The following is a 26,457-nucleotide window of genomic DNA, read 5'->3' on the forward strand; positions in this document are numbered from 1 at the left end:
TGATAAAACAATACAAAAAATCGAATCATTGTAAGATTAAGATTCTATTTAGAGGAAAATAAGGATAAACAAGGAAAAACCCTCACATATATTGTAAGGGTTAACGGAGTTCTAATCTTCTCGATAAAATTGATAAACTGTAATTTACGATAAAGTACATACAAGCTACTACTATAAAAGTCGGAATCATATAATTTACATTTTGTCCGCTAATAATTTGAGCATTATGCATAAGCTCGGGCAGTGATATAACAACCGCTAACGACGTATCTTTCAGCAATGAAATAAATTGACTGACAAGCGGCGGAACCATTCTTCTTAATGCTTGCGGTAAAATAATATGCCAAAGCGCTTGAACATACGTTAATCCGGAAGATCTCGCTGCTTCGATTTGCCCTTTTTCGATAGATAATAGACCGCTTCGAACAATTTCAGATATCATTGCAGCTTCAAATATTGTTAAAGCGACAATTGTGGCTGTTATAATTTCTAATTTCAATCCCGCTTCTGGAAGTGCAAAATACGTAAAAAATATAATTAAAAGAAGCGGTAAATTTCGAATAACTTCAACGATAAAACCTAATACTTGTGAGACGACAGGTATTTTCATGTAGCGCAATATCCCTATTACACTACCAATAATAAAGCTAAGTACAATTGCTACGAGCGCTACCTCTAACGTTATAAGTAATCCTTTTAATAAAAATAGAATATGATCCCCTGTAATTGCTCCCTTAAAATCCATTTACACCGCCTCCTTTGCCAAGCGTTTTTCTAAATAACGCACTAGCATACTGAGCGGAATTGTTAATATTAAATAAAACATCGCGACAAATATATATACATCAAACGTAACAAGCGTCTTCGTTGAAATTAAGTCTCCTTGGTACATTAAATCAGCACCGGCGATAATTCCGAGTATTGATGAGTTTTTAACTAAATTGAGAAATTGGTTTCCTAAAGGGGGGATTACGATTTTCAACGCTTGGGGTAAAACGACATGATACATCGCTTGCGTATATGTTAATCCGGAAGAACGTGCCGCTTCCATTTGTCCTTTCGCAACTGATAAAATACCAGCACGAATTACTTCTGCGATGAAAGCCGCTGTATATACCGTCAGTGCAACTGTCCCTGCTACAAAACCATTTAACGTAATTCCTATTACAGGTAACGCGAAATAAAATATAAATGCAATTAATACGAGCGGAATATTTCTTACAAACTCTACAAAAACAGATCCCATCCAATTTAAAATACGAATAGGTGCAATACGCATTACCGCCAAAATTACTCCTAAAATAAAACTTCCTATTAATGCAATTACACTAGACATAACCGTATATTTAAACCCTTCTAAATACATATCAATGTTATTCGTTAATATAGAAAAGTCCGGCACATATTCTCCCCTCTTTCTTTACAAGAAGAGGATGAGTATCCCTCATCCTCTCATTCTTATTATTTCTTCCAGTTAGTTTCACTTTATTTTTCTTGTTTTTGACCGATCCATTTTTCATATAATTTATCGTATTCTCCATTTGCTTTCATATCTTTTAATAAACTATTAATCTCTTTTGTTAAATCATCTGCACCTTTTTGTACGGCAATTCCGTACGGTTCATCCGTGAAAATTTTCCCTACAACTTCATAATTAGAATCTTGTTTTGCCATTCCATAAAGAATTGCATTATCTGTCGTTAAAACATCACCTTTTCCTGCTTTTAACGCTGTAAATGCCTCACTGTAATTTTCAAATTCTAATACAGTCGATTCTGGTGATTTTTGACGTATATTATTTGTAGACGTTGAGCCTTTTACAGCTAATACCTTCACACCTTTTTTCACATCATCAATACTTTTAATATCGCTCCCTTTTTTCACAAGTAACGATTGCCCCGCTTTAAAGTATACATCTGAGAAATCCACTTCTTTTTTACGCTCTTCCGTAATTGTCATTGTTGCGATAATTGCATCAATATCACCATTTTTCAGCATGGGAATACGTGTTTTAGACGTTACTTCTTTCAGCTCTATTTTCTTTTCATCACCAAGAATTTTTTTCGCAAGAGCCTTCGCAATATCAACATCGAATCCTTCTACCTGTCCTGTTGAAGGATTCTTTAGCCCGAATAAATTCGTATCATTCTTCACCCCAACTACTAATTTCCCACGCTTCTTAATTTGCTCTATAGCTCCGCCTTGCTTCGTATTCGTTTCTTTCGCCTCATCTTTTTTACTTCCACATCCAGCAACGATAAGCACGAATAAACATGAGAATACGATTAAAGTAAAAAGCTTTTTCATTTTAAGCATGAAATTCCTCCTTTAATGATTTAACACTCGGCTTAAAAATAGACGCGCTCTTTCTTGTTCAGGATTCGCAAAAAATTGTACTGGTGTTGTATCTTCGATAATCTGACCGTTATCCATAAATAAAATCCGATCTGCTACTTCCCGTGCAAATCCCATCTCATGCGTGACGACGACCATCGTCATCCCTTCTTTAGCTAGCGTTTTCATAACATCAAGCACTTCTCCAATCATCTCCGGATCAAGAGCGGACGTCGGCTCATCAAACAGCATAATTTCAGGTTGCATCGCAAGTCCTCTAGCAATTGCTACCCTTTGCTGTTGTCCTCCGGATAATTGGTGTGGATATACATTAGCCTTTTCCGGGATTCCTACTTTCTCTAAATAAAACATCGCTGTTTTCTCTGCTTCTTTTTTTAAAACTTTATTTACTTTAATTGGTGCTAGTGTAATATTTTGAAGAACTGTTTTATGTGGATATAAATAAAAATGCTGAAAGACTATCCCAATATTCCGGCGTAATTCGTTCATATCCGTCTTCTTATTGTGCACCTCTGTACCTTGTACAATTAATTCTCCATCTGTAATTATCTCCAATTGGTTTATACACCGAAGCAACGTGCTTTTTCCTGATCCTGAAGGGCCAACAACAACTACTACTTCACCCTTTTGTACTTGAAGATTAATATCTTTTAAAACTTGAAAGTCACCATAATATTTATTTACATTACGAAACTCAATCACCATACTCCCCCCTTCCCCTAACAAAGCATGTACATTCTTTTTATATTCAAAAATAGGCAAAAAAATAACTTTCAGCTTCATTTTGTCCATAAAAAAAGCAAAGGGATTTTCCCTTTGCTTTTTCATTTCTATCATGCCTTTCGAGAGGACTCCCACCTCTAAATGTAAATGAAGAGTCATTTTACAAGCGTTCTTAGAAATGGAAAACAAACTAATGAAGGACCTTTTACTTCTAAAAGGATAGAAAAACTTCATCAAAAACGTTATTTGAAAATAAAAGACGTCTTCCATAAAGTTAGTCACCATATCGTAAAACTAGCTCAAGAAGAAGTTTGTAAAATCGTTATTGGTCAAAACAAAAGTTGGAAACAAGAAACGAATATGGGAAAAAGAAATAACCAATCGTTTTGTCATATCCCACATAGTTTACTGATTCAAATGATTACATACAAAGCAAATGCTGTAGGCATTCAAGTTGTTGTAACTGAAGAATCATATACATCGAAAGCAAGTTTTCTGGATAACGACTTCATTCCAACGTATGGAGAAAATGACCAAAATACAACTTTTTCAGGAAAACGAATAAAGCGCGGCATATATCGTTCAGCAAATAAAACTTTAATTAATGCAGATGTAAATGCTGCGGCTAACATTTTACGAAAAGTAATCCCAAATGCATGGACAAATGGGATAGAGGGGTTAGGCGTGAAACAGCTCGCTAATGTGTTAACTCCCCTGACGTTAATCGTCCGTTAGGTCGAAACGTTAGAAACCCCCACTTCAAGCTTTGCTAAGTGGGGGAGTGTTCATTAAGATACTTCTTCTTTCTTATCTTTTCCGTATTCATGTTCCCAGAAATCAGCATTTTTAATTCCTAATGGTCCTGGATCGAATACTGGATCTTTTCCTTCTTTTTTCTGCTTTTCATAATCCTTTAATGCGACTAATGCAGGTTTTTGTAATAGTAAAATCGCAATGATATTTACCCACGCCATAATTCCTACACCGATATCGCCTAAAGCCCACGCTGTTGCTGCTGTCTTTATACAACCGTAGAATACAGCTCCTAAAAATACAAACTTTAGTACAATTGACATCCACGGACGGTCTTTATCACGATTTAAGTACGCTATATTCGTTTCCGCGATGTAGTAATATGCCATAATTGTTGTAAATGCAAAGAATAATAACGAGATTGCCACGAAACCGTTTCCAAAACCAGGGAATACAGATTCTACTGCTGCCTGTGTATATCCAGGCCCTGGCTGCGCACCGTTTAGTTTATTAACGATAAAGTTTTTTCCGCTTGCATCAAATACGTTATACATGCCTGTAATAATCATCATAAATGCTGTTGCTGAACAAACAAATAATGTATCAATGTAAACGGAAAATGCTTGTACTAACCCTTGTTTAGCTGGATGTGATACTTCAGCAGCTGCCGCCGCATGGGCCCCAGTTCCTTGTCCTGCTTCATTCGAATAAATACCACGTTTTACTCCCCAAGAAATTGCTAAACCGATAATGCCACCGAAAGCAGCTTCTAATGCAAACGCACTTCTTATAATTAACATAAATGCTTCTGGCAATTTTTCAATATTCATAGCAACAATAACGCAAGCTACTAAAATATAACCAACTGCCATAAACGGTACTACAACTTGTGCTACGTTAACAATTCGCTTTACTCCACCGAAAATGATAAGAGCCAGTACGACAACTAATATAGCCCCTGATACTGTAGTATTAATACCAAAAGCCGTTTCTAAACTTACAGCAATACTATTTGCTTGAACACCTGGTAATAAAAGTCCTGTTGCAAGAATTGTTGCTGCAACGAATACTAAAGCATACCATTTAACTCCTAAACCTTTTTCAATGTAATAAGCCGGACCGCCTCGGAACTGCCCTTGATGCTTCGTCTTATATATTTGCGCTAATGTCGATTCTACATAAGCAGAACCTGCTCCTAAAAAGGCTACTGCCCACATCCAAAATACAGCTCCTGGTCCACCGAATGCAACCGCTGTTGCTACCCCAGCAATATTCCCTGTTCCAACACGTCCTGATAACGAAAGTGCTAACGCTTGGAATGAAGAAACACCAGCCTCTGATTTTTCTCCCTGAAATGTAAGCTTCACCATTTCTCCTACGTGCCTTACTTGTAAAAACCTCGTTCGAATGGAAAAATATAAACCTACTCCTAAACATAAATAAACAAGTGCGGGACTCCAAACAATATTATTTAACCAATTTACGAAAGCTTCCACCATACCCCCTCCTTCTTTATAAAGAATATTCAGAATATATATAAAATTATAAGTGCATACCGAATCTATAACAATATTATTTTAATAAAACAAACATATTTTTGTATAAAAAAACAAAGTATATATTTATTTTATACACTTTGTTTTGAAGAAAATGTATTATATATTCACAATTGCTTCTCTTTTTATAATTCTTTCGTATAGCTCTTCTGATAACTTTCGAAAATGATCGGGCATATCTTTCCCTTTAAACTTTTTTTGAAGTGTGCCATATAAACCAATATCACGTAAACGTAAAAATAACGGTAACGATTCATACCAACTATCCGCCAGCCTATGCTCATATTCGTATCCCGTTCTTAACACTTGTAACTGTTTACGCGCAAATTTCGTTTTCTCCTCCGCTGTCCACAGTGTAAATAAAACCGAGTAATAAAGAACCATTGCCAAATCATGAATGAAGTAATTGTAAGATGCATCATCAAAATCAAAGATTGTTAGCTCTTTTCCATCATAATGAAAATTACCTGGATGAATATCACCGTGCATAAGGCCGAATGTCTCTCTTTCAATCGGAAGGACCTTTATTTCATCCATTAATATCGTAGCAATCTCTTTCACTTTCTCATCTTCTAATTCATTAACAATGCTACTTTCATCCTCTTCCCACGTATCACGGTAATCTGTTTTAGGGTAATTCATTGTAAGGCGATGTAGTTGTCCAATCGCTTTCCCCCACGCTTCAAAGTAAGCCTCTCCCCAATAAGACGATTCTTCTCCTTTTACTTGCTCACCTTTTGCATATGTAAATAGGGAAACAAAAAAGAAAGTCCCATCCTCTGCTACGATTTCTTCTACAAGATTTTGAGATGCTGAGTAAAGAGGTCCTGCTACCTTTGCCCCATTCTCCGCAACATATCGTAAAAAATCTATTTCAGCTTCTACTTCTTTTTTAGAACGATGAGAAGAATGCGTTAAGCGTAATACGTAATCTTCATTATTTTTGCCCTTCGCCTTAAAAATATAATTCTCAAAATCACCGAGCGGCTTGTCTTCCACTATTACATGAAACGCCTTTGCTGCTCTTGCTAAAATCTCTTTTGTAAAAACTCGTTCTACAGCTATTTCCATATGTATCCCTCCTATATATCCCTTATCTAATTCGATAGTAACGGAAAAAAGTACTGCTTTAATATTAAATAATCCAAGCATAAATTTCTCACAAAAAACAAAAATTAACAGCAGTGACTTTATTCTAAAAGAGGTGGAAATTATGACAGATTATAAAAAACAACAAGAGAGTAAGAGCCAAAAGCATATGTTTCCATCACTTCCGGAGAACATTAATTACATCGAAAACAAACTTTCCCATTCAGATGATATAAAAAAATTAGATGTTCCTTTTCAAAATGGAAAAGGAACAATCTTATATATCGAATCTTTAGCAGACCCAAATTTAATTCATCAGCTCGCTCTTGAGCCCCTATTAACTCGATCTGAACTGTCTTTAGATAAAGTTTTTTCCACATTAAATATGAAAAAAGAAACAAATTTAAATTATGGTGTGCAGCTTTTATTACAAGGTAAATCATTATATTTTCATCGTGGTCCTCCCTCTTTTATTTCTACTCTATTCAGTAATAAGAAATAAGAAAGGAGAACAGTATGTTCCAAAAAAGAGTTAAATTACTTTTTATACTATGTGCTAGTTCATTCCTTTCTGGCTGTTGGGATCAAGAACCATTAAGAGAGGCCCGATTAGCCTATAGCCTTGGATACGATATAACGGAAGAAAATAAACTTCAGCAAACGATTGAACTCGTAAAAAGTTCTAGCGGCGAGCAGTCTTCATTTGAGAACGAAATACACTCTGCAACTGGCTATAACATACGTGACACAAGTGACTCGTTGAAAAAGAATGTAACTGGTAACATTCGATACTTTAAATATGGTGTAAAACTATTAGGAACGAAAATACAAAAAAAGGGGATACTGCCTTATCTAGACGTTGCTTTTCGTGATCCAACAAATCCAACCGCACTAGTAAAACTTATTGCAATTGACGGTGAAACCTCTACAATACTTGAGAAAAAAAAGGTAGGAAACTTATTAATTGGAGATTTTCTAAAGAAAAAAATCAAAAGTTTAGAAGATATGAGCGTTTTCCCAAAGGAAACTCTAGAAACAGCGGTAACAAAAATGTTAGACCCTGGTAAAGACTTCACCCTTCCTTCAATAAAACTAAAAGGAAAAGAAGTAGTAACAAATGGAATCGCCTTATTTAATAACGATAAATTAACAGGCCTTTTACCTGCTCAGCAATCCGTACTCTTCGTATTGTTAACAGGGAATATGGGGGACAGCGCACATATTACACAAAAACTTACGGGAAGTGATTCGTCTAACACATCCGATTATTTAACGTTTGAAATTAGCCATCAAAAACTAAAAAGAGAATTAAAAATAACAACTGATAAAAAAGGTACTGTTTTCGCTCATCTAAAATTAAAACTACAAGTAATAGCTCTTGAAGCTCCAAGAGATAACCTTTACAAAATGGGAGAAAGAAAAAAATTAAATAAAACCTTGTCTAAACAGCTCACGAAAGAAGCGAAAAAAATAACCAACAAACTCCAAACAGCAAATTGTGATGCTTTCGGAATCGGCAGACATCTCATCGCTTATCATCCTGACTTATGGAAGAAAAAAAATTGGAATAAAGATTACGCAAAAGTAAAATTCAAACCTGAAGTAGAGGTAAACATTTTGTATAGTGGTGTCTTAAAATAAAAGGTTGTATGCAACTTGGCATACAACCCTTTTATTTCGTATATCGATATACAATTGATTCATACGGTCTTAACGTAAGCTTTGTAATATCCTTACTGTAATCTTTATAATTTGATACTACTACTTCTTGTTTCATACCATCGTTCCGTAAGATGGATCAATACTGTAGTAATCACTTACATCATATCCATCCTGCAAGCGTTATCAATTCAGCGTAAACACGATCTACGTCCCTGGACCGATTACAATTTGAAATACCCCAGCGTTATGAAACACTCCTTTCACTAATGAAACAGACTGTAATTTATCATTATCTATTTTACTTTCATCTTTTAAAGCGATACGGAGTCTCGTTACACAGTGCGCAGCTTGTTCAATATTGTCTTTCCCCCCAATATACTGCAACACTTCCTCTGCTGTTTTACGATAGTCTTTCCCCATATTCCCGTCCCTCTTTTCTTTTTTTGATACCGTTTACACTTACATGTTAACTCATATATACGAGTTGGTGATTTTTTTATACAAAAAAGAGACGAAACAATATTTTGTTCCATCTCTTTACTTTCTCCGCGCCACATCCGAAAAGTGAAAAATATCTAAACGGTGGCGTGATTCTGTATATTCGAACTGACTCCCATCGTACAAGTGTGTAAAGTTTTTCACAACGACAACATAGTCTGTTCCATTTAAATCTAAATATTTTCTGTCATCCTCTGTACATGGTTGTACTTCAATTACCCTCTGTGAATAACTAATATGTAGCCCTAGTTCTTTCTCAATGTATTTATAAATTGATGCAGTTGCGATTTCTCTCGTTAACCCAGGAATATATTCAGATACAAAATGATTTATATCTAAAATTACTTTTTCTCCATCAATATTTCGTACACGTTTAATATGATCGATTTCGGTTTTTTCTTTTACATTTAACAGTTTTGCAATCTCTTTTGTCGCTTTTTCTTTCTCCATTTCCACGACTTCTGTAATACAATGACGTCCTAAACGTTCATTTTCTTCTTGAAAACTTACAATACCACCGAAGTTAAATTCAATATTTTTGCGCTTTAATACAAAAACACCTTTTCCGTGTATTTTTTGAACATATCCACGCTCTTGCAATAAATCTACCGCTTTTCTTACAGTACCTCGGCTTGCCTCATACCGCTTCATTAATTCTGTTTCTGATGGGATTTTGCATCCCTCTTTTAATTGTTTATTATCAATAGACTTGCTGATTTCTGTATAAATTTGTTCATACTTACTCACCATCTACACTAGCCCCTTGTCACCTTCTAATTCTGTATGTATTATACCATGCTACACTCCTCTGCCAATCTCTCACTTATTTTCCAGTACAAGAAAAATATAGGTAAATATTTAATCGTTAATACGTATTTTTATAAATTTTTTCATATTTTTCTTTTCATTCAAAAAAACATGTAGTATACTAACTTCAAAATCAGAGGAGAAAGGGAGCAAAAAAACTATGCTTACTTATACAACTGTAGTTACATTTGCACAAAAACATCATCATCATACGTAACCCTTGAAACCTAGCGGAAAAATTACGCGTAGGTACAAGGGTTATTCCCGTTGTACCTACGTTAGGCAAAGAGCCATGTAGGTATTTTTTATCTACATGGCTCTTTTTTTATTGCCAAAAAGCTAGTAAAAAATGATGTTTACGCAAAACTTACTACAAAGGAGTTAACAAAAATGGAAACGAAAAAATGGGGATTATGGATTTTAACAGCTTTTGTTATCGGGAATATGGTTGGCGGTGGCGTGTTTATGCTCCCAGCAAATTTAGCACAAGTATCAGGTCCAATGGGTTCTACACTCGCATGGAGTATTACAGGACTTGGTGTATTTATGATTGCACTCGTATTTGGAAATTTAGCAATTCGCAAGCCAGAATTGAAAGCTGGACCACAAAGTTACGCTCAAGCAATGTTTCCTTCAAAAAAAGCGGGTAAAGTTGCAGGATATAGTATGGCATGGGGATATTGGGCTGCGAACTGGGCTGCAACAGCATCTGTAATTATTTCTTTTGCAGGATATTTATCAACCTTCTTTCCTGTTTTACAAAGTAAGCAAGTTCTCTTTTCAATAAATGGATTTTCACTAGAGGTCGGAAAAGGATTAACTTTCATCGTGTGTAGCCTTATGTTATGGGGAATTCAATATATTCTTTCTCAAAATATTGATCGAGCTGGAAATATGAACCTTCTTGCTACCATTGCAAAAATTATTGGATTTACAATGTTTATTGTAATTACATTATTCATTTTCAATGCCTCTAATTTCGGAGACGGTCAAACATTTATGAATGAAGCTGGACAATCTATCTCGTTAGGTGGACAAATCAATTCAGCTGCTATTGCAACACTTTGGGCGTTTATCGGAATTGAGTCAGCAGTTATGCTTTCAAATCGTGCAAAATCACAACGCGATGTGAAAAAAGCTACGATTTTCGGTCTAATTATCGCTCTTGTTATTTACATGGCAATTACTTTACTTACAATGGGAGCTCTTCCACAAGATGCTTTAAAGGAATCTCAAAAACCATTAGTTGACGCATTAAATTTAGCGATTGGCAATAAAGGCGCATATATAATGGCTTTGCTCGCACTTGTATCTTTATTTGGATCTACCGTTGGCTGGATCGTTGTAAGTTCAGAAGTACCTTATCAGGCAGCAAAAAATGGACTTTTCCCTAAGTTTTTCGGCAAAACAAATAAAAAAGGTAGTCCTTCAAAATCATTATTTATTACAAATGTGATGACGCAAATTTTCTTATTTTCAACGATTTCTGGTACTGTTTCAGAAGCATATAATTTCGCTATCGTCGTAGCAACATTAGCGTATTTAATTCCATACCTTGTTTCTACCTTGTACCAATTAAAATTAGTTATTACAGGAGAGACATATGATATACTGCCAGGATCTCGAGTAAAAGATGGAATCATTACTATACTGGCATTGGTATACTCCCTTTGGGTTATCAAAACGGGAACTGCTGATTTAAAAACGTTCTTCTTAGGAATTGGATTGTTTGTATTGGGTCTGATTCTTTACCCCGTACTAATGAAAGACTCACAAAAAACGAATTAAAAAAAGAGAAGCTTCTGGCTTCTCTTTTTTATTAAAAATCTGTAATTAACTTTTCTTTTAACTCTCCTACAGATAAAGGTTTTGCATAATAAAATCCTTGTACGTAATCACAGCCCATGGATTGTAATAAACTTTCTTGTTCTACTGTTTCTATCCCTTCAGCAACCACCGCTAAATTTAAACTATGAGCAATTTCAATAACTGATTTTACAATCGTTCGTTCTGGTTGTGCGTGATCGTAATGAAATTCACGAATGAAATTACGATCAATTTTTACGATATCAAGTGGGAGTTGTTTTAAATAATATAAAGAAGAATAACCCGTTCCGAAATCATCTAAAGCAATTAAAATACCCATACTTCTTATTTCTTGTAATGTAGCGATAATATAATCAAAATGGCGAACAGCAATACTTTCTGTTATTTCTAAAATTAAACGATTCGGAGGAAAACCTGTTCTTCTTAAAATACTACGTACAGACAAAATAAAACGCTTTTGCATTAATTGTTGTATCGATAAATTAACAGATAATCTTAATCCGTCTTGGTACTCTGGCAATGTTTTAAACAATCGACATGACTTTTCTAATACCCAGTCGCCTAATTTTATAATAAGTCCACACTCTTCAGCTATAGGAATAAATTCACTGGGAGAAATAGGTCCTTCTTCTGTCGTACAACGTACTAAGGCCTCAATCCCAGTATATTTCTTCGTTTTCAAATCAATAATAGGTTGTAACGCCACGTCTAATTCTTCATCACGAATTGCCTTTTGCAAAGCAAATTCAATTTTCATTCTACGATTTATTTTTGCACGTAACTCATCTGTAAAGAAACACGCAGCGTTTCTCCCCTGCTCTTTCGCACTATACATAGCTAAATCCGAATTTTTCAATAATGTTTCCACATCTTGTCCATCTTGTGGATATGAACAAAGTCCTAGACTAGCTGAAATGTATACTTCATGACCTTCCAACATAAATGGTGCCTGAAAACATGACAATACAGATGTCGCTAGCTGCCTCATCTCATCTTGTGTATGATGGTTTGTTAACAGTACAAATTCATCTCCACCAAGTCTAGCCAGAACATCTTTCTCTCCTAACACATAATGCAACCGTGAAGCAACTTCGCTTAAAAGTAAATCTCCTATCATATGACCTAGCGTATCATTTACTAATTTAAAACGATCCAAATCAAAGTAAATCATACCAAATTCTATGTTTTCTGCAATCAGCTCGTTAACAGTCGTTATTAACTGTAAACGGTTCGGTAAGTTCGTTAAAGCATCCTGATACGCAAGTTCTCTATAACGACTTTCACTTAATCGCAATCTTTGTTCTGCTTCTTTTCTACTACTAATATCATTTCGGATCGCAATAAACTGATATGGCTCTCCTTTTTCATTTAAAAATGGAACAATTGTTGTTTTAACCCAATAATATGTACCATCTTTTGCTCGATTTCGAATCTCACCTCTCCATACTTTTCCATTCGAAATACGCTTCCATAAATTTTGAAAAAATGCTTTCGGATGATATCCTGAGTTTAAAATACGGTGATCTTTTCCTATTAACTCTTCTCTTTTGTATTTGGAGATTTCACAAAACTTATCATTTACATATGTAATAAGACCTTTTCGATCTGTAATTGCAACAATTGAAGACTCATCTAATGCTAACTTTAAATCTCGCAAAGAAGAGTCATACAATGCATGACCTCTTTGTTCTAGCATGCGCATCTCTCCTTGCTTCCTATCTGACTAAAACACAACTTGTTTCTCTTCATAGAAATAGAGATATTTCATTTTCTAATAATGGCCCTTTACATAAACCACGTTTTGAAATAGACCGATTAAAATAACATAATATTATTTGTAACAAAAAGCAATATAATATCATTTCAATTATATATAGTAGCTTCTTCTCTCTCTAATTATCTCATATTATTATACCGCATTCATTTAACTTGCTCTATGTAACTTCTATGTCTTACTAATTCTGCTCGTACCTAATCTCTTTACTTGCATGAATAGTAAGTCGTAAATCTAAATGCCCCAAATATAAATTGGCATCTACGTTTTTGAATTATGATAATAAAATATTAACATGTTTTGGCCTTTATTTTGGAAGTATTTTATAAATAAATACAGTATTAAACTAAAAAAAGAGGATCACCTCTTTTTTAGTTTAATACTGATATGGTATTTGCTGATAACCTGGGTATGGCACTGGATATGGTGCTGGATATGTTACTGGGTACGGTGCTGGATAATAGCCCCCACTTGTTGCACCTGTTAATGCGCCAGCTGTAAGTCCTCCTAATACTCCACCAGCAAAACTTCCTGGGAAAAATCCGCCGCCCCATGAGCCACCACCCCATCCATGACCGTGATGGTTATAGTGATCGTGTCCACCATAGTGATTATGTCCACCGTTATGATGGTGCCCCCCATGATGATTACGATAATACACTCCGTTATGTTCTATATAGTTCATTTTTCCCCTCTCCTTTTCAATTTTCTCACCTTAATAGGTGTTGTATGAATAATATGGATCTTGTTGATAACCTGTATAGTAAGAATAATCCTGGTAATATGGATAACTATATCCCCCATGACCAAATCCTCCAATTGGACGACCATACATTTTATTCAACTCCTTTTTTATATAAAAACGTCACAATATACTGTATGTAGGACAAATGCGGAGAGTATAGGGAAATACCTACGTTTTGTAAAAAACACAAAACACCTTATAATAAAGATATTATGTTACATTACATCTCCTATTTAAAAAGTCTATATTTAAGAAAGATTAGAGGAATTATATAAAAATGAAGAAGCCTATCGTTCAATTATTATTAGTATTTACAATTGTATCTATCGTTCTTTTACTTTTAAATATATCGGCTATTTCGTTATATACATTTGTCGGTGTCCTATGGTCTATCACAATCGTAGGGATTTCATTCGTTATTTTTATCGAAAATAGGTCTCCCCAAAGCACATTAGCTTGGTTTTTAGTATTAGCACTTCTACCTATTATCGGGGTACTTTTATACTCTATTTTCGGTCGTAGCCGTTGGAGAAGAAAAAAACATCTCCATCGTTCAGAAGAACAAAGAAAATTATTTCGTGAAATATTAGAAGGAAGAAGATTAGAATTATCACTCACAGTCCCGTTACATGAACGTTCCGTACATTTAACAGAAGTCGTGCAAAAATTTGGAGGCGGTCCTGCCGCAGATAGAACAACTACAAAACTTTTAACAAACGGAGATCAAACATTCTCAGAAATATTGCAAGCTATCGAGCAGGCAAAACATCATATACATATTCAATACTATATTTATAAATCTGATGAGATTGGTACAAAAGTACGAGATGCGTTAGTAAAAAAAGCAAAAGCTGGTGTTATTGTACGCTTCCTTTATGATGGGCTCGGAAGTAATACGTTAAGAAGACGATTTTTACAGCCTATGAAAGAAGCTGGTATTGAAATTGTAGAATTTGACCCTATTTTTTCAGCTTGGTTACTTGAAACAGTCAATTATCGTAACCACCGTAAAATCGTTATTGTAGATGGTGAAATCGGTTTTACTGGGGGACTCAACGTCGGTGATGAATATCTTGGCCGTTCAAAAAAATTCCCTGTTTGGCGTGATAGTCATTTAAAAATAGAAGGAAAAGCATTGTATAAATTACAGGCAATCTTTCTAGAGGACTGGCTCTATGCTTCTAGTGGATTGAGTACGTATTCTTGGAAACAATTTATGAATAGACAATACTTCCCTGGCAAAGAAATTTCGAATGCAGAAGGTGCTGTTCAAATTGTCGCAAGTGGGCCAAGCTCAGACGATAAAAGTATTCGTAATACATTACTAGCTGTTATGGGCTCTGCAAAAAAGTCTATTTGGATCGCTACACCATACTTTATTCCAGATCAAGAAACTTTAACATTATTACGCTTAAGTGCGATTTCCGGAATAGATGTACGCATTTTATATCCAGGTAAAAGTGACAGTATTATTAGCGATCAAGCATCTCAATCCTATTTCACTCCACTTCTAAAAGCCGGTGCTTCCATTTACAGTTATAAAGATGGTTTTATGCACGCCAAAATTGTACTCGTTGATGATAAAATTGCAACAGTCGGCACCGCAAATATGGATGTACGTAGCTTTGAATTGAATTATGAAATTATAAGCGTACTTTACGAATCAGAAACTGTGCATGATATTAAGCGAGATTTTGAAGAAGACTTTAAGCATTCCACTGAAATTAAATGGAACTCGTTCCAAAAAAGAAGTATCAAAAAACGAATATTAGAGTCTTTCATGCGACTCATTTCTCCTTTACTATAAGCAATCAATATAATATTGATTGTTTTTTCTTTTCCATTTCCCCTCTCTCTCCTTTTCTTTGCATACCATATAAAAACAAGTTATCATAAGATGTATTACTTTATGAAAATAATGTTAGGTGGGAAATACATGTTAGAACAATTTCATATACATGCTGATTTAAAGCAGCAACTTTCTACAATTCACGAAAAAAATAAACAAGAAGCTGGCGAAAATGCACATTTAATTGGAAAGAAAATATATAAAGCATCTGATAACAGCATCATCGAAGATGCTATTACAGCTCTTCTTCTTGGTAAAAACATTCTATTAAAAGGACCGACTGGTAGTGGTAAAACAGTACTTGCGGAAACTCTTTCTTCTTTATTCCAAAAACCAATGCATAGCATTAACTGTTCTGTCGACTTAGATGTAGAAGGTATTTTAGGATACAACACATTGCAAACGAAAGATGGTGCATCTGAAGTTTCATTCGTTAACGGCCCTCTTATGAAGGCTATGAAGAACGGCCATTTCTTATATATTGATGAGATCAATATGGCAAAACCTGAAACGTTACCACTTCTTCATGGTGCATTAGATTACCGTAAAATGATTACAAACCCATTTACACAAGAAGTTGTATACGGTGATGACGAATATCGCGTAATTGCTGCGATTAACGAAGGCTATGTTGGAACAAGTGAACTAAACGAAGCATTAAAAAACCGTTTCGTTATTATTGAAGTTCCTTACATTCAAGGTGATACATTAAAAGAACTATTATTAGCAGAATCAAAATTAAAAGATACTCCAACAATTGAAAAATTCGTTGCATTTGCAAGCGATCTTATGCCTTTAGCTCGTGATGGACGTGTAAGTGAAGAAGCTGCAAGTATTCGTGGTATTATCGACGCATGTGATTTAGGTGTATATATTCCTGTTATGAGAGCTATTGAGCGAAGCATTATTGCAAAATTAAATGATGAAACAGAACAAATGACTGTCCGTGAATTAGCAGAAAGTTATTTCTTTGAGGGATAATTCATGAGACAAATTTTTAGTGACAAAAAAATTGATGCGTCGCTGTTTCTACAAATGGAAAACTTAATGTATGCCCTTCTAAAAGAAGACGATGCTTATCTTGAATATGGCTATAAAGCATACTACGACGAAATTGAAAAAAAGGTTGTCATTAGTCACTTTTGGGATGATCGAAAAGAAGAAGATACCGTAATCGGATTAAAAAGCGAAGTGTTCTTAAAAGCACTTGGTAATAAACATTACTCGGACATGACTTTAATTCGTTCTTATGCAATTGAATTACAAGAATCACCCCTAAAAAAGTTCTTAACACAATTATTTGTTCTATTAGAAGATTTACGTGTCGAGGAAATCGTCAAAAATCTACGTCCTGGGACAAAGCATGTTTTTAAACGCCGAAAAGAAATGTACCGCAATTACTTCGGCTCACAAAATGAAATAAACCGCGTTCGTAACTATCACGGTGATCGTCTATTTTGTCTATGCTATCTTTCATTAACGAGCGATAAATATGAAATGTTTAATAATGAATATTTCGAGCAAATTGAAGCAATTTTGCATGAAGCATTCCAAGCTCGTAATACAGAAGACATTATGTATATCGTTGAAAAAATCCGCTATCGCTTAGAAGGACTTCTTGAAAGTGATATGCTTAACAACTATTTTGGACATGCCCCGCTCTATTTATCTGTCATTGCAGATGAAAAGAACTGCCGCGTCGAAGATCTAGCAAATGATGATACGCAGCTCGTAGATGATGACGATAATAAAAACAAAATGGATGAAAGCTTCTCCACATGGCACCGTGAAAATAAAAATAATGAAAATGAGAACTTTTTACGCTTCGAATTAGAAAGCGGAACAAAAACAAATATGATGGGTGATACTGCTCGCGAATCAGAAGATGGTGATCAAGCTCTTGGTTCTGTACAAGGTACTTCCCAAAAAAGTACACAATCCAACTTTGATGGTGCTGATACAGAAGAAGCAAGAGCGTCTCATGCTTCTAGTCAAAACGACGGTGCATACGGTAAGTATAACGCTGGTGCCTCTCATACATTTAAAGAAGCTCGTAAAGCAAATCCTGACGAGAAAAAAGATTACCAAGCTATCAAATCAGTCGTTAATAAAGATGTAAAAGAATTAAAGAAAATTATCGAGAAAACGATTGAAAATAAAACGAATGCAAATAGTGATAAATACTACGGAAGACTTCGTAAGAAATTCCTTCGTATTTATACAGAAAAACAACCACGCATGTTTTATAAAAAAGGACAAGAGTCACAAGAGCTCGACGTTGCATTCCAACTATTAGTCGACTGCTCTGGTTCTATGTATAACAAAATGGAAGAAACGAAAAAGAGTGTTGTCCTATTCCATGAAGCTTTAAAATCTTTAAAAATTCCGCACGCTATTAGTGGATTTTGGGAAGATGCTTCTAGTGCTAAACCTGAAGATAAGCCGAACGTTATCCATGAGGTTGTGACATATAAAAACTCAACTTTACCAAACGTCGGTCCAGAAATTATGCAACTTCGAGAGGAAGAAGATAACCGCGATGGATATATTATTCGCATCGTATCTGAAAAACTTGCGAAAAGACCTGAAAAACACAAATTCCTACTAGTCTTCACAGACGGTGAGCCTTCTGCGTTAGACTATCAACAAGACGGAATTTTAGATACGCACGAAGCGGTTAAACTCGCGCGTAAAAGTGGTATGGAAGTAATCGGTATCTTCATCGAAGAAGGCGAAGCGAAAGAAGCGACTTATCAATTAATGAAAAACATTTATAACCATCACTTCTTAGTGGCTAATCACGCTGAAGATTTACGCCTGAAGATTAAACCATTATTGAAAAAGCTATTACTGAAGACGATTGAATAGAAAACAGGAGCCTTGTGGCTCCTGTTTTTTCGTTCAATTACTTTGTTTCTGGTTGAAACTTGTATGGAATGGCTACTTCTAATAAAGATTCAAATCCTCCGTCATAGTATGGGAAGCGCTCATTCGCAATTTTTCGATCCACCCACTCTATTGCAGAAATTTCACCTTCATCTTCCGCAATAAGTTCACCTTTTACTACATTCACTCGGAATGTAATAAATAGCGCATGATTCCCTGATTCTTCAAAGAATTTTTCATTGATCGCAACAAGTCCACCTAACGTAGCAGTTAAACCTGTCTCTTCTTTCACTTCTCTTATTAGTGCTTCCTCTAATATTTCACCTTTTTCCACAGCCCCGCCTGGCAATGACCAAACGTTTTGTTCTACATTATGTACCATTAATATTTTATCTGTTTCTTCGTCATGTATTAGTGCATATACGACATCAACTCTTTGCATGTTGCATTTCTCCATTCCCTGTCTCCCCTTTACACACAAATTAACTCATTCTATCACATTTGTAATTATTTGCATATTCCCAAAATACAAATAAAAAGAGCCGATTCCTAAGAATCGACCCTTCCTTTTAATTCATCACTAACTCAGTTGCAAGCTTTTTTTTTAACTTAGCCAGCATGTCAGTTGTCATTTTGTCTAAATCATATTCTGCTTTAAAGCCCCACTCTTTCATTGCTGCTGTTGCATCAATAGAGTTTGGCCAGCTATCCGCGATTGTTTGACGAGCTGAGTCTACTGCGTAATCCATTGTAAACGTCGGGATGTGTTTACGAATTGACGCTGCGATTTGCTCTGGCTCAAAGCTCATTGCTGTAATGTTGAACGCATTTCTATGCACTAATTTAGTTGGATCAGCTTCCATTAATGAAATGATCGCTTGTAAAGCATCCGGCATATACATCATATCCATGTATGTTCCTTCTGCAATGTATGAGGTGTATGTGCCTTTTTTAATCGCCTCATAATAAATCTCAACTGCATAGTCAGTTGTTCCGCCTCCTGGAGGAGCTACATAAGAAATTAAGCCTGGGAAACGTACACCGCGCGTATCAACGCCAAACTTTTGATGATAATAATCACACAGTAATTCCCCTGCTACTTTGTTTACCCCATACATCGTAGTAGGACGCTGGATTGTATCTTGTGGTGTATTATCTTTTGGCGTTGATGGACCAAATGCACCAATAGAACTTGGTGTGAAAAACTTACAGTTTAATTCACGTGCTGCTTCTAATGCATTTACAAGTCCGCCCATATTTAAATTCCAAGCAAATAATGGATTTTTTTCTGCTGTTGCTGAAAGTAAAGCTGCTAAATGAATAATTGTATCTACTTCATTACGCTTTGCAATATCATGTAACTTTTGTCCATCTGTTACATCTAACGTTTCAAATGGACCAGACTTTACTACTTCGCTATCTGTTTCACGAATATCTGTTGCAATAACGTTCGATGCACCGTATACATCACGAAGTTTCATTACTAGTTCAGAACCAATTTGCCCTAAAGAACCGGTTACTAGAATTTTTTTCATTTTTTCCACTCCTCATTTGCAAGCTATTCAAAAGATGTCGTTACTTAAATGATACCCATTTCTTTCCCTACTTTTTCATACTTACGAATTGCTTCGTCTAACATTTTTTTCGTATGAGCTGCTGTAGGCATATTACGAACGCGACCTGTTCCTTTTGCTACAGTTGGGAACACGATAGATTTTGCATATACGCCTTCTTCATTTAGACGTTTACTAAATTCTTGCGTTAATACTTCGTCACCAATAATACAAGGCGTAATTGGTGTTTCACTTTCTCCAATGTTAAAGCCAAGTTCTTTTAGCCCTTGTTTTAAATAGCGACCATTTTCCCATAGGCGATCATGTAACTCTGTGCTTTCCATTAAGATTTCAATTGATCTCATGCAAGCTGCTGCATCAGCTGGTGTTAACGCTGTAGAGAATAAGAATGGACGTGAACGAACTTTTAACCAATCAATTAAGTTTTGCTTCCCTGCTACATATCCACCAATTACTCCAATTGCTTTTGACAATGTACCAATTTGGAAGTCAACTTTATCAGAAAGACCGAAGTGTTTTACAGTTCCCGCGCCTTTTCCAAGTACACCTGAACCGTGTGCATCATCTACATATGTCATTAAATCTAGCTCTTCTGCAATCTCAACAATTTCTGGTAATTTTGCAATATCTCCATCCATTGAGAAAACACCGTCTGTAATAACCATTAATTTATTGTAAAGACCTGATTCTTTCGCCGCGATTGCTTTTTGGCGTAAATCTTCCATATCAGAATGTTTATAAACGATGATTTTTGCTCTTGATAGACGACTACCATCGATAATAGATGCATGATTTAATTCATCTGAAAGAATCGCATCATTTTTATCCATAACAGCTGAAATCGCTGCCATATTACAGTTAAATCCTGATTGGTAAGCAATTGCTGCTTCTGTATGTTTAAACTTCGCAATTGTTTCTTCTAATTTAATATGCAAATCTAAAGTACCATTAATCGTACGAACAGCTCCTGCTCCAACGCCGTACTTATGAATCGCACCAATTGCTGCCTCTTGCAAGCGATTATCAGTCGCTAATCCAAGATAGTTGTTTGAAGATAAGTTAATATATTCTTTTCCGCCAATCGTAATAATCGGTCCATTTGGACTTTCAAGCGGATCAATTACGTTATAAAGCCCCTTTGATTTTAAATCCTCTAAATTCTCTTCTAAAAATTTCGCAAGTGTTTTACTAGACATCGTGAAGCCTCCCATCGTTCATGTAAGCGAATTATTATCTTAATAGTTCTAATAATCCCTTTACTAGCTTAACATGTTTTCAGAATTTATTATAGAAAAATAGTTTAAAGTAACCGCTTACAAATTTAAATTATAAATGATTCCTTACAAGAAATCTATCTTTTACTTTTCATATTTGATAGAATTAAAAAAATATTCAGGAGGTTTTCGAACATGGCATTTACAGAATCTGATGTATATAATAACGAAGGATTTTTTGAACAATATATGAAACGAAGATATCGAGAAAATAGCCCGAATGAATTAATTGAGAAGCCGATATTCTGTCAGCTCATTGGCGATGTAAAAGGAAAACAAATTCTCGATTTAGGTTGTGGCGATGCTAAGTTTGGTGTGGAATTATTAGAAAAGGACTGCCACTCTTACACCGGCATTGAAGGCTCCGAGCTTATGTATGAAAAAGCAGTACAACAACTAGAAAATAAAAATGGCACCGTTCATTTTTTAAACCTCAAAGACTACACATACCCACCTTCTACTTTTGATTTAGTAACATCTAGACTCGCCTTACATTATATTGAACATCTTCATATCATTTTTCAAAATGTATACCAAACTTTAAAACCAAATGGAATTTTCACCTTTAGTGTTCAACATCCTATTATTACCTCTTCATTTGAAAGCTTGCAAAGGAGTGGCAAAAGAACGAGTTGGCTCGTTGATGATTACTTCAAAACAGGAAAACGTGTTGAACCCTGGATTGATCAAGAAGTTATTAAATATCATCGTACAACGGAAGAGTATTTCACATTATTGCAACAGGCCGGATTTACCATTACAAACTTAAAAGAAGCTACACCAAATCAAACCTATTTTCAGAGTGAAGAAGAATATGAACGACGTTTACGTATTCCCCTCTTTCTACTATTTTCTTGCCAAAAATAAAAAAGACGATGAATCCTCATCGTCTTTTTTCGCTATCTCATTGCTTGAGCAACTTCTTTAACTAATCGTCTTCCTCTTCCGTGCGGGATACAAAGTGGTGTTCCAAATAACGGATCTGTACTGATTTGACACTCCATTCGGAATACATCACGTACTAGCTTTTCGTCTACCACTTCTTCAGGCCTACCTTGTGCATATATTTGTTTATCTTGAATTGCTACAATATTATCTGCATAACGGCATGCCAAATTCAAATCGTGTAATACCATAACAATCGTTCTTTGCTCTGTTTCATTTAATTCGAATAATAAATCTAATACTTCAATTTGGTGCGTCATATCTAAATATGTAGTCGGCTCATCAAGTAAAATAATATCTGTATCTTGTGCAAGCGTCATTGCAATCCAAGCACGTTGACGTTGTCCACCTGAAAGGACATGCACATCACGCTCAGCAAATTCTGTCATACCCGTTGCTGCAAGTGCCTTCTGGACCATTTCCTCATCTTTTTCTGACCATTGCTTCAGCCATGTTTGATATGGATAACGCCCTTGCTTTACAAGTTGCAATACGGTAAGACCTTCTGGTGCTTGAGGCCCTTGTGGCAATATCGCCATTTGACGAGCAATTTGCTTCGTTTGCATACTTTGAATTGCTTGATTATCTAACAAAATGTCCCCAGTTGTTGGCTTTAACAATCTAGCTAGTGAACGTAATAAAGTTGATTTTCCACAACCGTTAGAACCGATAAAGATTGTAATTTCACCTTTTGGAATTTCTAAATTCAACTCATCAATAATAATTGTTTCACCATAAGACAGCGTCAAACGTTTCGTCTCCAATGCTTTTTGCATATTCATCTCCCTTTATGAATTCCGACTTTTATAAAGTAAATATATAAAATAAGGTGCACCAATCGCTGATGTAAATACACCTGCTGGAATTTCAAGTGGCGCGAAAACTGTACGCCCAATTAAATCTGCAGCAAGTACTAAAATTGCACCGATAATCGCCGCAACTGGGAGCAATGCACCGTAGAAAGAGCCAACTAATCTTCGTGCAATATGAGGTGCCATTAAACCGACAAATCCAATTCCTCCTGCGAAAGCGACTGCTCCACCAATTAAAGCTGTACTAAGTAGTAGCATGAATACGCGCGACTTCGTTAAAGGAACACCGAGTCCTACTGCAATATCATCCCCTAGCTCTTGTGCATTTAAATGTCTAGCGGCGATAAATGATATGATCGTTAAAATGAGTACCCAAGGTGCAAGTACCATAACATTTTGCCATGAAGAACCATAAACAGTACCTGTAATCCATACATTCGCTTGACTCGCTTGATAAATTGGGGCTAACAACATAAATAAAGTCGTTGCCGCTTTCGTTAATGCCCAAAATCCAACACCAATTAAAACAAGACTAATTGGTGATAACCCGTCATTTCTCCATGCAAATAAATATACAAAAAACGCAACAATCGTCGCACCAGCAAAAGCTGCGAGCGGCATATAATGAATGCTTACTGTTAGCGCATTGTTTTTATCACTAAATATCGCTAAAAAGAGTACTACCGCTACGCTTGCACCACCTGTGATTCCAATGATATCAGGAGAAGCAAGTGGATTTCGAACGAGCCCTTGTAAAATACAGCCCGCTACCGCAAGCGCAATTCCTACAAGAATCGCAATTAAGATACGCGGCATACGAAATTTATTTACAACCATATTTGACATCGCATCGCCATTTCCAGTAATTGCTTGCCATACATCATAAGGAGCAATTTTCATATCGCCCATCCCTGCACTGGCAAAAAATAACCCTATTAAAATAGCTAGTAAACTTAATAAGACTAGAATAGCTCGTTTATACATTAAAAACGAGAACCCATCTTTTCCTATACGAAACGGAATATACTTCTTCATTTGCTAAGCCCTCTCTTACGTGCAATATAAATAAAGAATGGGGCCCCGATAAATGCTGTCATAACCCCTACTGGTACTTCTTGTGGCATAATGACGTATCTTGCTGCTATATCAGCCAAGATTAGTAGTATTGCACCTAACAAGCCGCTATAGGGTACTCTCCATCTGTGATCAACTCCAACAAGAGATCTGGCAAGATGCGGAGTAACAATTCCAATAAATCCTATTGGGCCAGCAACCGCAACTGAACCACCCGACAACAATACAATAATAAGTAGTACGAATGATTTCATTAAAATTGTTCGTTGTCCAAGTCCTTTCGCGACGTCTTCTCCCATCATCAATGTATTTACTTTCCCTGCCATCATAAGAGATGCAATCCAACCTATTAATAAGTATGGGAATACGGATTGTAATGTTTCTAGCTTTCTCCCTTGTACAGATCCAGCAAGCCAAAATAAAACTTCCTCCAGCGCTTTTTCATTTAATACAAGTAACCCTTGTGTTAATGATGAAAATAAAGCGCTTATCGCTACACCCGCTAAAGTCAACTTGAGCGGGGTTGTCCCTTCTTTCCCTAAAGAACTAGAAGCGAATACTAGTACTGCTGCAACTGCCGTTCCTAAAAAGGCAATCCAAGTGAAAGCTGATAATGATGTGACGGAAAAAATCACAATTGCTACAACTATAAAGAATGCAGCACCTGAATTTAATCCAATAAAATCTGGAGAAGCAAGTGGATTCTTAGTTAAAGTTTGCATAAGGCAACCTGCAATGGCTAAACTAGCACCAACACTTGCTGCAATTAACGCCCTTGGTAGACGCACATTTTGAATAATAATATGTTCATTGGAACCGTTAAAATGGAAAAAAGCATCTAACGCTAATTTCCAACTTGTATTTGTATATCCGAAAATAATACTCCCCCAAATACAAATAACGACTGCAATGATTCCAACAAATAATCCAATCCATTTTGCTTGATTTGTTTTTAATAACATGCAGCGTTTCCCCTTCAATGTATATTGATACGTTGTTAGTTTATTTCAACTTAATTCTCATTGTCAATGACATTGAGAATTATTTTCATTGACATTCGAAAGATAAAGACTTAAAATCATGCTTGTTATTGAAATATATTCTCAGTATGTAGGGGGTACATAATGAATTTCACGAAAAAGAAATCGTTTACATTATTTGTATTTCTACTAGCATTTTCACTGCTTTTAAGTGCTTGTGGAAAGTCAAATACCAAAGAAGAAACAACAAAAGAAGATAATAAAAAAGAAATGATTACGGTTGAACACGCAATGGGTAAAACAGAAGTTCCTGCTAATCCAAAGCGCATAGTTGTCTTAACAAATGAAGGAACGGAAGCTTTACTTGCCCTTGGTGTAACGCCAGTAGGCGCTGCTGAAGCACCTACTGGGAACCCATGGTATCCACATACGAAGGATAAACTAAAAGATGTAAAGACTGTCGGTACTGAGCTTCAAGTTAATGTGGAAACAATCGCTTCTTTAAAACCTGACTTAATCATCGGTAACAAACTTCGCCATGAAAAAGTATATGAGCAATTAAATGCTATTGCTCCTACTGTTTTTTCAGAAACACTGCGTGGTGAATGGAAAGATAATTTCAAACTTTATGCAAAAACAGTAAATAAAGAAAAAGAAGGTCAAAAGGTTTTAGCTGATTACGAAAAACGTATAAAAGACTTACAAGGAAAACTTGGAGATCAAGTAAATCAGGAAATCTCTATGGTCCGCTTCATGCCTGGTGATGTTCGTATTTATCATGGCGATACATTCTCTGGCGTTATTTTAAAAGAGCTTGGTTTCAAACGCCCTGGTGATCAAAATAAAAATGACTTTGCAGAACGTAATGTGTCTAAAGAGCGTATCCCTGCAATGGATGGAGATATCATCTTCTACTTCACATACGATAAAGGTAATGAGAAAAAAGGTTCTGAATTAGAGAAAGATTATATAAACGATCCTCTATTCAAAAATTTAAATGCTTCTAAAAACAATAAAGTATATAAAGTTGATGATGTAATTTGGAATACAGCTGGCGGTGTAATAGCTGCGAACTTAATGCTAGACGACATTGAAAAACGCTTTATTAAATAATAAAAAAACCAGCTCCCTCTTTTATGGAGCTGGTTTTTTCATTTCACTGAAGTGTCACATTATTTCATTTTGTATTTTTATTCCCAATATGTTATATTATAAAAGTAAATACAGTGTATTTTCTCTATATCGGAATAGATATTCTAATCTAAATTTTCTGA

At 35.6% G+C, this 26,457-nt stretch carries 22 protein-coding genes and 3 pseudogenes; 9 read left to right on the forward strand and 16 right to left on the reverse strand.

The genetic code is table 11. The features are described 5' to 3' along the window. Window positions 1-100: 100 nt before the first annotated feature. The 4 genes from COC96_RS07700 to COC96_RS07715 form a co-directional block, all read right to left on the reverse strand. The gene (locus COC96_RS07700; RefSeq protein WP_098768617.1) at window positions 101-745 is read right to left on the reverse strand and encodes an amino acid ABC transporter permease; all 645 of its coding nucleotides are present in this window, start codon (window positions 743-745) and stop codon (window positions 101-103) included. Further along, window positions 746-1,402, reverse strand: a complete 657-nt coding sequence (locus COC96_RS07705) for an amino acid ABC transporter permease (RefSeq protein WP_098269228.1) — start codon at window positions 1,400-1,402, stop codon at window positions 746-748. A gap of 83 nt (window positions 1,403-1,485) precedes the next feature. After that, a complete protein-coding gene (glnH, locus tag COC96_RS07710; protein WP_098269229.1) occupies window positions 1,486-2,316 on the reverse strand; it encodes a glutamine ABC transporter substrate-binding protein GlnH in 831 nt (276 codons plus the stop codon). A gap of 12 nt (window positions 2,317-2,328) precedes the next feature. Next, the gene (locus COC96_RS07715) at window positions 2,329-3,183 is read right to left on the reverse strand and encodes an amino acid ABC transporter ATP-binding protein (protein WP_306475330.1); all 855 of its coding nucleotides are present in this window, start codon (window positions 3,181-3,183) and stop codon (window positions 2,329-2,331) included. Window positions 3,184-3,225: 42 nt separating this feature from the next. On the opposite strand from COC96_RS07715, the pseudogene COC96_RS07720 reads away from it, so the two are divergent. Further along, window positions 3,226-3,813: pseudogene (locus COC96_RS07720) on the forward strand (IS200/IS605 family accessory protein TnpB-related protein); the annotation flags it as partial. A gap of 53 nt (window positions 3,814-3,866) precedes the next feature. Here the strand turns inward: COC96_RS07720 and COC96_RS07725 are convergent. Together COC96_RS07725 and COC96_RS07730 are read right to left on the reverse strand one after the other, a co-directional pair. Then, window positions 3,867-5,327: an alanine/glycine:cation symporter family protein gene (locus COC96_RS07725; protein ID WP_098768619.1), complete on the reverse strand. Its 1,461-nt coding sequence runs from the start codon at window positions 5,325-5,327 to the stop codon at window positions 3,867-3,869. 159 nt (window positions 5,328-5,486) lie between these two features. Continuing rightward, window positions 5,487-6,458: a phosphotransferase enzyme family protein gene (locus COC96_RS07730; protein WP_098269232.1), complete on the reverse strand. Its 972-nt coding sequence runs from the start codon at window positions 6,456-6,458 to the stop codon at window positions 5,487-5,489. Window positions 6,459-6,600: 142 nt separating this feature from the next. Here COC96_RS07730 and COC96_RS07735 point away from each other — a divergent pair. Both COC96_RS07735 and COC96_RS07740 read left to right on the forward strand, forming a co-directional pair. Then, window positions 6,601-6,948: pseudogene (locus COC96_RS07735) on the forward strand (spore germination protein); the annotation flags it as partial. Between the two features lie 44 nt (window positions 6,949-6,992). After that, entirely contained in the window at window positions 6,993-8,117 is a 1,125-nt protein-coding gene (locus tag COC96_RS07740; RefSeq protein ID WP_098269233.1) for a Ger(x)C family spore germination protein, read from the forward strand. Between the two features lie 190 nt (window positions 8,118-8,307). Here the strand turns inward: COC96_RS07740 and COC96_RS07745 are convergent. Together COC96_RS07745 and treR are read right to left on the reverse strand one after the other, a co-directional pair. Further along, a pseudogene (locus COC96_RS07745) lies at window positions 8,308-8,558 on the reverse strand (PTS transporter subunit EIIB); the annotation flags it as partial. A 117-nt stretch (window positions 8,559-8,675) separates the two neighbouring features. After that, the gene (gene treR / locus COC96_RS07750) at window positions 8,676-9,386 is read right to left on the reverse strand and encodes a trehalose operon repressor (protein ID WP_098269234.1); all 711 of its coding nucleotides are present in this window, start codon (window positions 9,384-9,386) and stop codon (window positions 8,676-8,678) included. Window positions 9,387-9,833: 447 nt separating this feature from the next. On the opposite strand from treR, the gene COC96_RS07755 reads away from it, so the two are divergent. Beyond that, window positions 9,834-11,231: an amino acid permease gene (locus COC96_RS07755; RefSeq protein ID WP_097905294.1), complete on the forward strand. Its 1,398-nt coding sequence runs from the start codon at window positions 9,834-9,836 to the stop codon at window positions 11,229-11,231. A gap of 31 nt (window positions 11,232-11,262) precedes the next feature. On the opposite strand, the gene COC96_RS07760 is transcribed toward COC96_RS07755, so the two are convergent. After that, complete coding sequence (locus COC96_RS07760; RefSeq protein WP_098269235.1) at window positions 11,263-12,966, reverse strand: putative bifunctional diguanylate cyclase/phosphodiesterase; 1,704 nt, start codon at window positions 12,964-12,966, stop codon at window positions 11,263-11,265. Between the two features lie 454 nt (window positions 12,967-13,420). Further along, window positions 13,421-13,729, reverse strand: coding sequence for a cobalt transporter (locus COC96_RS07765; RefSeq protein WP_098269236.1), 309 nt, complete (start codon window positions 13,727-13,729; stop codon window positions 13,421-13,423). 337 nt (window positions 13,730-14,066) lie between these two features. Here COC96_RS07765 and COC96_RS07770 point away from each other — a divergent pair, with 337 nt between their 5' ends. The 3 genes from COC96_RS07770 to COC96_RS07780 all read left to right on the forward strand — a co-directional run bounded on the left by COC96_RS07770 (window position 14,067) and on the right by COC96_RS07780 (window position 18,506). Beyond that, window positions 14,067-15,596, forward strand: coding sequence for a cardiolipin synthase (locus COC96_RS07770; RefSeq protein WP_098269237.1), 1,530 nt, complete (start codon window positions 14,067-14,069; stop codon window positions 15,594-15,596). 129 nt (window positions 15,597-15,725) lie between these two features. Next, entirely contained in the window at window positions 15,726-16,619 is an 894-nt protein-coding gene (locus COC96_RS07775) for an ATP-binding protein (protein WP_098768620.1), read from the forward strand. 3 nt (window positions 16,620-16,622) lie between these two features. Continuing rightward, window positions 16,623-18,506 (forward strand): vWA domain-containing protein, encoded by a 1,884-nt coding sequence (locus tag COC96_RS07780; RefSeq protein ID WP_098269239.1) that lies wholly within the window; start codon window positions 16,623-16,625, stop codon window positions 18,504-18,506. A 37-nt stretch (window positions 18,507-18,543) separates the two neighbouring features. Here COC96_RS07780 and COC96_RS07785 read toward each other — a convergent pair whose 3' ends face one another. The 3 genes from COC96_RS07785 to COC96_RS07795 form a co-directional block, all read right to left on the reverse strand. Beyond that, window positions 18,544-18,966 (reverse strand): NUDIX hydrolase, encoded by a 423-nt coding sequence (locus COC96_RS07785; RefSeq protein WP_098768648.1) that lies wholly within the window; start codon window positions 18,964-18,966, stop codon window positions 18,544-18,546. Between the two features lie 127 nt (window positions 18,967-19,093). Further along, window positions 19,094-20,059, reverse strand: a complete 966-nt coding sequence (locus COC96_RS07790; protein WP_098768621.1) for an L-threonine 3-dehydrogenase — start codon at window positions 20,057-20,059, stop codon at window positions 19,094-19,096. Window positions 20,060-20,103: 44 nt separating this feature from the next. Beyond that, window positions 20,104-21,294: a glycine C-acetyltransferase gene (locus COC96_RS07795; protein ID WP_098768622.1), complete on the reverse strand. Its 1,191-nt coding sequence runs from the start codon at window positions 21,292-21,294 to the stop codon at window positions 20,104-20,106. Between the two features lie 213 nt (window positions 21,295-21,507). On the opposite strand from COC96_RS07795, the gene COC96_RS07800 reads away from it, so the two are divergent. After that, window positions 21,508-22,239: a class I SAM-dependent DNA methyltransferase gene (locus COC96_RS07800; protein WP_098269241.1), complete on the forward strand. Its 732-nt coding sequence runs from the start codon at window positions 21,508-21,510 to the stop codon at window positions 22,237-22,239. A gap of 32 nt (window positions 22,240-22,271) precedes the next feature. Here the strand turns inward: COC96_RS07800 and COC96_RS07805 are convergent, their stop codons facing one another. The 3 genes from COC96_RS07805 to COC96_RS07815 are packed head-to-tail and all read right to left on the reverse strand — an operon-like array spanning window position 22,272 to window position 25,165. Next, window positions 22,272-23,093 carry an ABC transporter ATP-binding protein gene (locus tag COC96_RS07805; protein ID WP_098768623.1) on the reverse strand — a complete coding sequence of 274 codons (822 nt, stop codon included), beginning with the start codon at window positions 23,091-23,093 and terminating at the stop codon, window positions 22,272-22,274. A gap of 12 nt (window positions 23,094-23,105) precedes the next feature. Next, a complete protein-coding gene (locus COC96_RS07810) occupies window positions 23,106-24,164 on the reverse strand; it encodes a FecCD family ABC transporter permease (protein ID WP_098269243.1) in 1,059 nt (352 codons plus the stop codon). Continuing rightward, entirely contained in the window at window positions 24,161-25,165 is a 1,005-nt protein-coding gene (locus tag COC96_RS07815) for a FecCD family ABC transporter permease (protein WP_098768624.1), read from the reverse strand. The genes COC96_RS07810 and COC96_RS07815 overlap by 4 nt, the downstream gene beginning before the upstream one ends. Window positions 25,166-25,327: 162 nt before the next feature. On the opposite strand from COC96_RS07815, the gene COC96_RS07820 reads away from it, so the two are divergent. Continuing rightward, window positions 25,328-26,296 (forward strand): ABC transporter substrate-binding protein, encoded by a 969-nt coding sequence (locus tag COC96_RS07820; protein WP_098269245.1) that lies wholly within the window; start codon window positions 25,328-25,330, stop codon window positions 26,294-26,296. The last annotated feature ends 161 nt before the right edge of the window (window positions 26,297-26,457 follow it).

It is taken from the genome of Bacillus cereus (genome assembly GCF_002577405.1).
GTDB lineage: Bacteria > Bacillota > Bacilli > Bacillales > Bacillaceae_G > Bacillus_A > Bacillus_A cereus_AU.